We start from the raw sequence: 11282 nt of genomic DNA, 5'->3' as shown, positions 1-11282 counted from the left end.
ATGATATGGGCCTTTTCCAGGGTAACCAGGCCCTCGCTGATCATTTCGTCGAGCCGGGGCAAAAAGGCGTTGATTCTTTCCTCTGAATCCACGATCTCGATAATCAGGGGCAGATCCCCGGACAGGCGGAGAATCTGGGTGGTATGGATCCGGCTGTTTGCCCCGAAGCCCAGGATCCCGCGCAGGACCGTGGCCCCGGCCATGCCCTGTCTGCGCGCGTCTTCCACGATGGCCTTGTATAATGGACGGCCTTCGAATTTGTCGGTTTCGCCGATAAAAATCCGCAAAAGAAGGGATTCGGAAGGCAGCTTCATTTGCTTTTCCTTGTGCGGTTAAATCCAGCGCATCAGGCTGACGCCGCCGAGCAGGGCAAGAAAGCCTAGACCGTTTTGCAGCAGAAAATTGCCCGCAACCGGCAGCCATTCCGCAGCCCGCATCAGCTGCTGGGTTTCAAGAATATATGAGGAAAACGTGGTAAAGGCCCCCATAAATCCGATCATCACAACAATTCGGGCCTGGCCGGCCGCAGGCCACCGGCTTTCAAAAAATGCCCATCCGGCGCCAGCCAGAAAACAGCCCGCGACATTGACCGCAAGGGTGCCCCAGGGAAAGCCGGCGCCGACAAACCGGTGGACCAGTCCGGTCAGTCCGTAGCGGCACAGGGTTCCGGCGGCACCGGCAGCGGAAAGCAAAAGAATGCGTGCAATCATTGGCTCTGCCTGTAGTACTGCATGGCCTCTGGGATCATACGCCGGATGTTGGCGATGCGGGTATCATCTGCCGGGTGGGTACTTAAAAATTCCGGAGGGGACCCGCCTTCTTTCTGCCCGGCCATCCGGGTCCAGAAATCTTCGGCCACCCGCGGGTCATAGCCGGCCATGGCCATGAAGATCAGGCCGAGCCGGTCGGCCTCCTTTTCATGAAGACGGCTGTATGGCAACATCAGGCCCACCTGTGTGCCAACCCCGTAAGCGGTCATCCAGAGTTGCTGGGTGGTGGCCGGGTGGGTTGTTAATGCTTCGGAAAGGGCGATGCCGCCCATCTGGGCCAGCATGCCCTGGCTCATGCGCTCGTTTCCGTGGTTGGCCACGGCATGAGCGATCTCATGGCCCATGACCACGGCCAACCCGTGTTTGCCGCGGGCTACGGGCAGAATGCCTGAATATACAACCACTTTGCCTCCGGGCATGCACCAGGCATTGACCGCTTCATCTTCCACCAGCTGAAATTCCCAGTCATAGTGCTGCAGCTGGTCTTCCATACCGTTTTGCCGCATGTAGGCCTCCACGGCATCGGCAATGTCGCGCCCTACATTCCGGACCATTGCCGCCTCTTCGGTGTCCCGGACCGGTTCGTGCTCGGCCAGAAATTCATCATATTGCTGATAGCTCATGGAAACAATCGTATCTGCGGGGATCAGGCTGACCTGGCGGCGTCCGGTGATCGGAACCGTTGCACAGGCGGCCGCCAAAAGGCAGATGATGCATGCAATTCCAATTTTTTTAAGCAAATTCCCGCGCATGGTTTTTCCTTTTATTCAATGCCCCAGGCAGGCCGTTGGCTTATCCGGAAGCGTTCTCATAGGCCTCATCCACCCGCTTGCCGATATATTCCGCAAGATCCCGATTATTTTCTTCCAGGTCAAAGCAGTATCCGTCTTCACCCATGAGTCCTTCGGGTACCAGGTCCCCGTATTCTTCGGGATCCGTGATCATGTCGCCGTAAAAACAGACCGAAAGCCATCTGGGATCCTCATCAATGACATCCATGAGAACAAACAGGGGCCGATCCTGCCCGATGCGCGTTGCCCGCAGGGAATAGGTGAGCCCGGGCCGGGCCACAAAATCAATCGTGATATCGGAATGCGCCTGGATGCGGGACTGAAACTGCAGAAAAATCTCCCGGCAGCCGTTGGGATCCGAGGTCCATTGTTGGAGAAATGTATTGAGTTCTGCTGGTGTTTGCATGCCGGTGCTCCTTTGGGTTGCCTGTTGCCGGACACCTCCGGCGTTATGGCCTGTCTGTTGTCTATGTAGTGCCTGAACGAAAACCGTCTTTTCCGCCAATCTTTGCGTCCGGCTCAAATTTTAATCCTCAAAATACGTCGAGTATTCCTGCGGTTAAAATTTTCGCCGTCCTGGACCTTAACGAAAAATCCTGGTTTTCGTTCGGGCACTATGTATACAATAATAATTTCCTCTTCTGCAGCGGAAATGTCAAGATGGATTTCACCGCCCGGCTCGTCAAAGCCGTGGCTCACCGAGTTCATCACAAGGTTGGTCAAAGCCTGGGACAGGGCGCCGGGATAACAGTGGATATTCATATCTGGTGCCTGAACGAAAACCGTCTTTTCCGCCAATCTTTGCGTCCGGCTCAAATTTTAATCCTCAAAATACGTCGAGTATTCCTGCGGTTAAAATTTTCGCTGTCCTGGACCTTAACGAAAAATCCTGGTTTTCGTTCGGGCACTATCTATCTTCCGGGGATCTTTCATGGCAGGCTGTTTTACAAGGCCTGCAATCCAGAAAATTAAGGGTCTTGACAACTCCCCGGATGCCGGAGCAATATTTATAAGCTGGCAAATGCCCGCAGAATTTCCGGCTGCCATCTGTTTAAAAAAAAGGAATGTGTTCATGCGTACCTGTGTTTCACCCGAGGGTTCTTTTATTTACGGCATCCATGCGCCGGCGTTTTCAGTAAAAAATTTTCGGCCGAAAGACCGCCGGATGCAGCTTGGCGCATTGGCAGACAATACGCCCCTTGCCAATGAAGCCAACTTTCCGGAACAAGACGTGGAGGTGCCGGCTGCAGACAAGGTTTTTGAGGTGCCCAATGCCTTTGCCTTCCGCGGAGTGACCTATATCAACACCCGGTGGGCGGATGAAAATGCAAAGGATCCGGTCTCCCTGATCCGCCTGCCCGAACCCGAACCGGTTTCTTTTGGTTCGGTTTTGTCTGCGTGGCAGTCGGACAGCAGGGTTTCGGATGGGCAAAGATTACTGATGCTGGAAGCCCTTCCCGGACCGCTGAAGCTGGCCCTGGCCGAAACCGGCACAGATCCGGAGGATCTGATGGCCCTTGCCGGTCTGTCCTGCGATTTTGTTTTTGATCCGCAAACCGGCCGTCCTGACGGACTGGTATACCGGCAGGGGACGGACGGCCGGATCCGGGCGTGCATCCATGATCACAGCCTGTTTGAGACCCTGGCCAACAATCCCTGTCTGCCGGAAATCTACCGACAGGTCATGGTGCTGCGCCCCGGGGTGCAGGGGACAAACGAAATCGTCGGCGAATATGGCGGTGGAAACGGGCAAACCCACGTATATGAATATCTGCGCAGCAACAGCTACATTGCCTGGGGCCATTATGCGGCCAACATGGCCGAAGACGCGGTACGCTACTCGGTGGCCAGCCTGAGCCATGCGGATATGTGCGGCATGCGCCATCTGTATTATCAGCGCACATACGCCCGGCTGGCCCGGGATCTGGGGATCGCGGTCAATATATCCAGGCGCGGCCTTGAAGAACACGAGCTTGAAGATCTGCGGCTGCGGATTTTCGAGTTGCTCAAAGACGAGCAAAAGCGACGGGATATGACGTTTAACCGCACCCTGTGGGGCTGGAATTACGGGTTTGACTATGCCCCGTCCGGTTACCGCCTGCATGCCTCCCACCAGCAGATCCACCAGCAGTATGCCATGATTCCCAAAACCGTTGCCGCAGCGCAGGGGCCTGATCCCCAAATGGCAGCCTATGCCATCGGCGACCAGGTGGGAACCTTTGCTTCCCGATATTTCGCCCAAACCGGGGTCTGCTTTTTTGATGCCTATATTTCGGCCATTGAAAACAACCAGCGCATGGACGGCGCAGAAGAGCGGGCGCAGAGCCTGATCGTAGATCGGGATGAGAATGTCATGGTCTTTGTGCCCAAGGCCCAGACCTCCCAGTGGGAGGTTCAGGTCATGGCGCGAAAGCCCGTGGGTCATATTGCCGAGGCCGACACGGACATGCGCCGGTCCCTGGATGCCGCCATACTCAAGGCCGCAAAGGCCCTGTGCCATATGGGGGCGAAAATGATAACCTTTTACGAGGTTTCCAGGCGCATGGACATGGCGGATAATGGCCAGCGCCTGTTTTATGTGATCCTGCCCCGCCTGCCCGAATCACCGGGCGCGTTTTCCGAATCCCAGCTGCGCTGGATCAACGGCCACTATCCTGAGGATTTTGCCGCAGCCTGCAGGGCGGGGCTAAAATGAGCCGGGGCATACCGGGGTTCCGGCGTTGCCCCGGCCTGCCGGGGGATGATGATTTTGCGTCAGTGCAGCCGGTTAAAAATAATAATGGATTCCGACGGTGGCATCGATGCCTTCCAGGTCCAGATCCATTTTAAAGTAATCCCCGTCGTCGGGGTCTGTGTAGCGATCATCATAGCGATATGCCTTGTATCCCACGTCAAAATTGAAACCGATTTCCGGAAATTCCTGAAAATGCCACTCGCTGCCGATAAAAAGACCATAGCCCCAGATTTTATCGTCAAAATCCCGGCCAAAAAAATAGCCGGTGTTTTTCAGGTCAAAGGATCCCCGGCTGACCACCGCGCCCACGTAAAAGCGGCTGTATTCCCGCACAACCGGGGCATACATGGCTTTTAGCTCAAATATGTAAAGATCCGCGTCAGATGTGTCAGATTGGTCAACATCAAAAGTTCGCGTCTCAACATCTCCGTAAAAATAGTTGGCCTCCACCCCGTATTTGTCCTCAATCCAGGTGCGGGCGGAAATGCCGTTTAAAAATCCCCCGACCCACATGCCCTGGTAGCCGAGGCCGGCTTTCCAGTCCAGGCCGGATTCTGATGCTTCCTCTGCAGCGGCCGAACCCGCCAGCAGCATGCCGCTGATCAATAATACACCGATCAATGATAAAATCGATAAAATCCCTTTGTGCTTCATCTGCGACCCTCCTCTTGTTTTGTTTCAATTATGTTTTCTCCTGCTCCAATCCCCCGGGTAACCGCATTTTCAGAAAAGTTAGAGAAACAGGAACCCATTATTTTATCAAGTCGCTGTTTTGTAAACTTTCCTGTTTTTTTTGCTTTTTTTGTCGTCTTTTTGTAAACTCCGCCCGAAAAAGATCCGATAAAAAAAAGAGATGACAGAAAAATTCCTGTATACATATCCGGTATTGTGCTTTGCCGCTTTTGTGTTCTGGCTGGTTTCCGTGCCCATGGACGGCCCCCTTGCCGGGGCTGCGGGTGTGGTTAACGCCTCTGCGGCCTTTCTGCCCATCCATGTGGCGACATTGCTGGTGCTTGGACTTTTCTGTCCCCGGCAGACGTTTTCCCGGCTGGTGTCGGCCGGGTGCCTGGCTACTGCTGTGCTGACCTTGCTGCTTTTTTTCAAACCCTCTGCAGGGAACTGGGTTCTGGCCTGTATGGGCGCAAGCGGTGCCGTGGTGGCAATTGCGGCATGTGTGACCCTTTGTCAAAGCCCCCGGCCCCTGTTGTGCGCAGCCGTGGGCCTTGTAACTGGCAACCTTTTGGTTTTGCCGGTTTTGCTGTGGCCGTTAAACAGTTTTTGGCTTTTTGCGGCAGTGGCTGTGTGTTTACTTGCCATACCCGTGCTTGCTGCCCGCCTGCCTGATCCGGAATCCATGGAAATGCCGGATGAAACCGCTCCGTGGCACTACCTGCCGTTTATCCTGTTGTTTAAAGTGATATGCGGGCTGATGTATGTCATCGTGATGCCGGCCTATCACCAGCAGGCAGCATTGCCGGGCTTTGAGATGCTTTTTTACGCTGCAGCCGTTTTTGGTGCATACCGGCTCACTCGCATCAACCGGGATCTGGCCCTGATAAGCGGGGTGGTGCTGGGCATGGCGGCTTTTACCATCATGCAGACCGGTTCGGGTTCGATTCCGGTCAACGCCGGCATGTTTGCCCTCCAGGCGGCAACCGGTATGGTGGATCTGGTATTGATTGCGGTTCTGCTGGATCTGGCCGATCCGGTGCGCGCCTTTGGCATCGGCCTGGCTGTGGTCTGTACCGGGATTGCCGCTGGTGAGCTCATGGGGCGCCATTTTGCAGGCATGACAGAAGCCATTGTCATGACAGGCCATTTTGTGCTCAACCTTTCTGTGCTGGTTCTTTATTTTCTCGGCCGCTACGGATATATTCCCGGCGCTGGTCCGGCTGAAACCCCAGGCCTGGCAGAATCAAAGCCCGGGCAGCCTGCGGTTGCTGATGCAGGGACGGCGGCGCCGGTTCCGGCCGCAAGCAGGAATCGTCCGGATGCTGCAGCCGGTGAGGATGAAGTTGAAAAAAAGATGCCCAGGTATCTCCGGATGCTTTTATCAGAGCGGGAATATCTGGTGCTCAAAAAAGTGCTGGCCGGAAAAACTTACCGCCAGACCGCCCTGGAGCTGGAGCTTTCCGAATCCACGGTAAAAACCTATATGCACCGTGTTTATGAAAAAATGGGGGTCAGCGGTAAAAAGAAGCTGTTTGAAAAACTCAACAACCTGTAGCCCCTTGCACCCGCATATGCGCTCTGCAGCCCACCCCGTGTGTTTTTGCCTGAATCCCTGTTGCTTTTCATTTTATCCCTTGTATACTTCTTTAAGACAGACAGAGAAATTTGAATTTACAAAAATGTAAGATCAGTTGACAATTTTGTATTGGTTTGCTCTTAGCCCTGAAAATTGTTTTATGTATAACTGTTTGATTTTAAAAGTTTATTTGCTTGATTTCCGCAGATGGCATGTAAGTTGCTTTATAAAAGCAAACGGAGGAAAAGTTTTGACAGCATACACAGAAAAAAAACAGGCATCCGATCCGGCGGCGGTTTTAAAACAGGCCCGGCAGGATCTGTTTGCATCAGCCATGGAATGGGAGCCGTCTGAGTTTATCCGCGCCCATGCCGAGCTGTTTGACGCCTATTTCCGGCAGTGCTTTGCCGCCAGCCGGGTGGGACCGCAGCTGGCCATCAACCGCAACCCGTATGCGGTCATTGCCCTGGGCGGATACGGCCGTGCCGAGCAATGCGTGTTTTCAGACGTGGATCTGCTCCTTTTGTTTGAAAAGTCCGTGCCCGCAGAAGCCGAGGAACTGGTCAGGGAATACGTTTATCCCCTTTGGGACATAGGTCTGGACGTGGGCTATGCCATCCGCTCCCTGCGCGAATGCCTGAAAATGGCCAAGGAGGATTTGGAAGTGCTCACCGCAGTGCTTGATGCCCGGTTTTTATGCGGCATTTCATCCGTATACGCGGACTTGACCGCCCAGGTGCGAGACCGGATGCTTTGCCGGGCCCCGCATAAGATCATCCGTTCCCTGGTGGACCGCAACCGCCAGCGCCATGATCATTACGGGGATTCAGCTTTTCTGCTGGAGCCCAACTTAAAGGAGGGCGCCGGCGGGCTGCGCGATTATCATACCATGCGTTGGATCGGCCGGATCAGGTTTGATTTGAAGGAATTGCGCGATCTGGAATATCACGGGGCGATTTCCAGCGGCGAATATGAAAACCTGGTCCGCGCCATAGAATTTATATGGAAGGTGCGAAATCGGCTTCATTACTTTACCGGCCGCAAATGCGATCAGCTCTATTTCAATTACCAGCTCAGGCTGGCCGAGGAAATGGGCCTTGTGGAAAAAGACGGGCAAATGCCGGTTGAGCGGCTCATGAGCGAGCTGCACGCAAAAATGGGATATGTCAAAAAACAGCTGCTGCTGTTTTTGTTTGAGCTTGGGTTTGAAAAGCCATCCCGCCGCAGTTTTGGATTCCGCCGGCACCCGGAAATCCCCGGCATTGAAATCAACCGCGGGGGGCTGGATTTCAAGTCCTCGAGCCGGATTGTCAAGTCCCCGGAGCTGCTGATCCAGATTTTTGAGGCCAGCGCCCGGCTTCGCATGCCCCTGACCCGGGAGGCCGGGCGCCTGGTGCGGGAGTTCGGGTACCTGGCAGACGACAAATTCCGGGCCGATTCCACGGTTCGCCGGGCGTTTGAAAATATTCTGCTCACTCCGGCAAGACCGGTCAATATTTTGGATCAGATGCTGGAAACCGGGTTTCTGGTACGGCTGATTCCCGAGTTTGCGGGAATCGTGGACCGGATCCAGTTTGACGCCTATCATTTGTATCCCGTGGACCGTCACAGCCTGCGCACGGTGTATTTTATCAAGTCCTTTGGCGACAGCCCGCCCGATGGGGTGGATCCTTTGTGCATCAAGGTCTACAACGGCTTAAAGCGCAAGCATCTGTTGCTTTTGGCAGCCCTGCTCCATGATATCGGAAAAGCCGGGGCCGAGGGAAAGCACTCCATTACCGGAGCGCAAATGGCCAAAGACATCGTGGCCGGCATGGGCTACGGTCCCAGGGAAGTGGAGTTGATCTGTTTTCTGATTGAAAATCACCTGCTGCTGGTCAAAACCGCCAGCCGGCGAGATATTCACGACGAGGAAACCGCCATCCGAACGGCCCGGCAGATCGGCCATGTCAATCGTCTGAAAATGCTTTACCTGCTGACCGTGGCCGATTCCATGGCCACGGGTCCAAAGGCCTGGAACGACTGGACCGCCACCCTGGTGCGCGATTTTTTTCTAAAGATTCTGCGGATACTGGAAAAAGGCGAGCTTGCCACCACGGGCGCGGTGCGCCGGGTGGAGAAGAAAAAAAACTACGTGCGCCAGGCCGTGGATTTTCCGGACACGGATGTGGCGTCTTTGCTCAATATTCTTTCGCCCAGGTATCTGCTCTATACCGAGGCCCGGGATGTCGTGTCCCATCTAAATCTTTACCGGCAGCTGCAAACCAATGAATATGTATGGGAGATCACCCCGGATGAGGCCTCCAATACCCGAACCGTGGTGGTGTGCGCCAAGGACCGGCCCGGTTTGTTTTCCAAAATTTCAGGGGTTTTTACCCTAAGCGGTATTGATGTCTTAAATGCCCAGGTCTTTACCTGGAAAAACAATGTGGCCTTAGATATTTTCACCGTCACCCCGCCGCCGGATGAAATCTTTGAGGCCGAGCGCTGGCAGCGGGCCGGACGGGATCTGGAGGCCGCTCTTGCCGGCCGGCTTGATTTGGGTGCGGCTTTGACGCAAAAGCCGGTGCGGGCGGCAAAGCAGGAAGTCTCCGGCCGGCCCAACCGGGTGGTGATTGATAACGACAGTTCCAGTTTCTACACCATTGTTGAAGTTTTTGCCTATGATTTTCCCGGTCTTTTGTACCGGATTACGGATGCGCTGACCAGAAGTGGTCTGGATATATGGGTTGCAAAGATTGCAACCAAGGTTGATCAGGTCGTGGATGTCTTTTATGTCCGCGACGACCAGGGCAACAAAGTGGAGGATGCCGGCCAGGTGCAAGACATCCGGCGGCAGGTGCTTTCAGTGTTGTCTTGAATTCGTCTGTATCCGACCGATCCTTTCTACAATTTTGTTAACGGAGCGAAAACTATGAAAAAGGTTCTAAATGCATTGCTTCTGCTGCTGTTATCCGCTGCCCCGGCATTTGCAGGCCAGCAGGTTGACAGCGGGGACACGGCCTGGGTCATTGTGGCTACGGCCCTGGTGATGATGATGACCCCGGCCGGCTTGGCGCTTTTTTACGGCGGCATGTCAAGGTATAAAAATCTGCTCAATACCCTGGCCATGACCTTTGTGGCCTACTGCCTGGCCAGCGTGATTTGGGTGGTGTGGGGCTACAGCCTGGCCTTCGGCCCAAGCGTGGGCAAAATCGTGGGCGGGCTTGATTATCTGTTTTTGGCCGGCATCGGCCCGGAGAGTATCTCTGGCACCATCCCCACACTGGTGTTTGTGGTCTTCCAGATGACGTTTGCCGCAATCACCGTGTCCCTGGTGCTCGGTGCTATCGTGGACAGGATGAAGTTTTCAGCCTGGATTGTGTTTACCGTGCTCTGGCTGACCGTGGTCTACAGCCCCGTGGCCCACTGGGTATGGGGCGGCGGCTGGATGCATGCCATGGGCGCCCTGGACTTTGCAGGGGGAAACGTGGTGCATATCAATGCAGGAGTTGCCGGGCTGGTGCTTTCCATGATGGTGGGCAAGCGGCTGGGCTACGGCAAAGAGGCCATGTTTCCCTCCAGCATTACACTAACGGCCCTGGGCGCAGCCCTTTTGTGGTTCGGGTGGTTCGGGTTTAACGCCGGCAGTCAGCTGGCTGCAGACGGGGTGGCCGCCTCGGCCTTCATGGTGACCAACACATCCGCGGCCATGGGGGCCCTTGCCTGGATGTTTGCCGAATGGTTTGCCAAAGACCGGCCCACCGTGCTCGGCATTGCCTCGGGCGTCGTGGCCGGTCTTGTTGCCATCACTCCGGCAGCCGGATATGTAAATCTGCCCGCAGCCCTGGTGATCGGGGCCGTGGCCGGGATGCTGGGTTTCTACAGTGTGGCCAGGCTCAAGCAGAAGCTCGGATATGACGATTCCCTGGACGCCTTCGGGGTTCACGGCGTCTGCGGTATGTGGGGTGCCCTTGCAACCGGCATATTTGCCAACCCGGCCATTACAGAGGGCGCAGCCGGTCTGTTATACGGCAACCCCATGCAGGTGGTCATCCAGGTGGTTTCCATCGTGGCCACCATCGCCTTTTCAGCCGCTGCCACCTTTGTGGTGGTCATGGTCACCCGGGCTGTCACAAGGGGACTTCGCGTGGAAGCAGACAGCGAGATCACCGGGCTCGACAATGCCATCCACGGTGAGCGGGCCTTTGAAATTGCCGGTTAAGGAAATTTCGTAAAAAGATAAAAATAGAATTTTTTGCCAAGTCAACCTTGCAGCAGGAGGATAAACCATGAAAAAAATAGAAGCCATCATCAAGCCGTTTAAACTCGACGATGTCAGACAGGCATTAAATGACATCGGTATCCAGGGCATGACCATCACCGAGGTCAAGGGCTACGGCCGCCAGAAAGGCCACAAGGAGATTTACCGGGGCGCGGAGTATCTCGTGGATTTCATGCCCAAGATCAAGCTTGAAATCGTGGTGCCCGCAGACCGGGCCCAGGAGGTGATCGATACGGTGCGTTCTGCGGCCAACACCGGAAAGATCGGTGACGGCAAGATTTTTGTGATCCCCCTGGAAGGGGTGCTCCGGGTGCGTACCGGCGAGGCGGACAACGAGGCCATATAAAAAAACAGGATTTACATTTGTTGGCGTTTAAAGCAGTTTATTCATCAAAAATTCGAGGAGGAAACAGAAAATGAAGCAGGCAAAAGACGTACTGGAAATGATTCAGCAGGAAAATATCCGGGTGGTGGA

Annotated in this window: 11 protein-coding genes; 5 read left to right on the top strand and 6 right to left on the bottom strand. The window is 54.9% G+C overall.

Annotated elements, in window-relative coordinates:
* The 5 genes from R6U41_RS06980 to R6U41_RS06960 form a co-directional block, all read right to left on the bottom strand.
* A partial coding sequence (locus R6U41_RS06980) for a DUF190 domain-containing protein (RefSeq protein ID WP_410269115.1) occupies window positions 1-314 on the bottom strand: 314 nt, incomplete at its 3' end.
* Window positions 315-332: 18 nt separating this feature from the next.
* The gene (locus R6U41_RS06975) at window positions 333-710 is read right to left on the bottom strand and encodes a fluoride efflux transporter FluC (protein WP_410269114.1); all 378 of its coding nucleotides are present in this window, start codon (window positions 708-710) and stop codon (window positions 333-335) included.
* Window positions 707-1522, bottom strand: coding sequence for a M48 family metallopeptidase (locus R6U41_RS06970; RefSeq protein ID WP_410269113.1), 816 nt, complete (start codon window positions 1520-1522; stop codon window positions 707-709). Before R6U41_RS06970 ends, R6U41_RS06975 begins: the two co-directional genes overlap by 4 nt.
* Window positions 1523-1562: 40 nt before the next feature.
* A complete protein-coding gene (locus tag R6U41_RS06965) occupies window positions 1563-1967 on the bottom strand; it encodes a hypothetical protein (RefSeq protein ID WP_410269112.1) in 405 nt (134 codons plus the stop codon).
* A gap of 113 nt (window positions 1968-2080) precedes the next feature.
* Entirely contained in the window at window positions 2081-2359 is a 279-nt protein-coding gene (locus tag R6U41_RS06960; RefSeq protein ID WP_410269111.1) for a hypothetical protein, read from the bottom strand.
* Window positions 2360-2633: 274 nt separating this feature from the next.
* Between R6U41_RS06960 and R6U41_RS06955 the strand changes: the two genes are divergently transcribed.
* Entirely contained in the window at window positions 2634-4256 is a 1623-nt protein-coding gene (locus R6U41_RS06955; protein WP_410269110.1) for a hypothetical protein, read from the top strand.
* 72 nt (window positions 4257-4328) lie between these two features.
* Here the strand turns inward: R6U41_RS06955 and R6U41_RS06950 are convergent, their stop codons facing one another.
* Window positions 4329-4949 (bottom strand): hypothetical protein, encoded by a 621-nt coding sequence (locus R6U41_RS06950; protein ID WP_410269109.1) that lies wholly within the window; start codon window positions 4947-4949, stop codon window positions 4329-4331.
* A 199-nt stretch (window positions 4950-5148) separates the two neighbouring features.
* Between R6U41_RS06950 and R6U41_RS06945 the strand changes: the two genes are divergently transcribed.
* The 4 genes from R6U41_RS06945 (at window position 5149) to R6U41_RS06930 (ending at window position 11153) form a co-directional block, all read left to right on the top strand.
* Window positions 5149-6522, top strand: a complete 1374-nt coding sequence (locus tag R6U41_RS06945; RefSeq protein WP_410269108.1) for a helix-turn-helix transcriptional regulator — start codon at window positions 5149-5151, stop codon at window positions 6520-6522.
* 271 nt (window positions 6523-6793) lie between these two features.
* Entirely contained in the window at window positions 6794-9403 is a 2610-nt protein-coding gene (gene glnD, locus R6U41_RS06940) for a [protein-PII] uridylyltransferase (protein WP_410269107.1), read from the top strand.
* A gap of 54 nt (window positions 9404-9457) precedes the next feature.
* Window positions 9458-10747 carry an ammonium transporter gene (locus tag R6U41_RS06935; protein WP_410269106.1) on the top strand — a complete coding sequence of 430 codons (1290 nt, stop codon included), beginning with the start codon at window positions 9458-9460 and terminating at the stop codon, window positions 10745-10747.
* Between the two features lie 67 nt (window positions 10748-10814).
* Window positions 10815-11153, top strand: a complete 339-nt coding sequence (locus R6U41_RS06930; RefSeq protein WP_410269105.1) for a P-II family nitrogen regulator — start codon at window positions 10815-10817, stop codon at window positions 11151-11153.
* The last annotated feature ends 129 nt before the right edge of the window (window positions 11154-11282 follow it).

Source organism: Desulfosalsimonas sp. (assembly GCF_046483245.1).
In the GTDB taxonomy this organism is placed as follows: Bacteria; Desulfobacterota; Desulfobacteria; order Desulfobacterales; family Desulfosalsimonadaceae; genus Desulfosalsimonas.
This window is presented reverse-complemented; position numbering and strand designations above follow the sequence as displayed.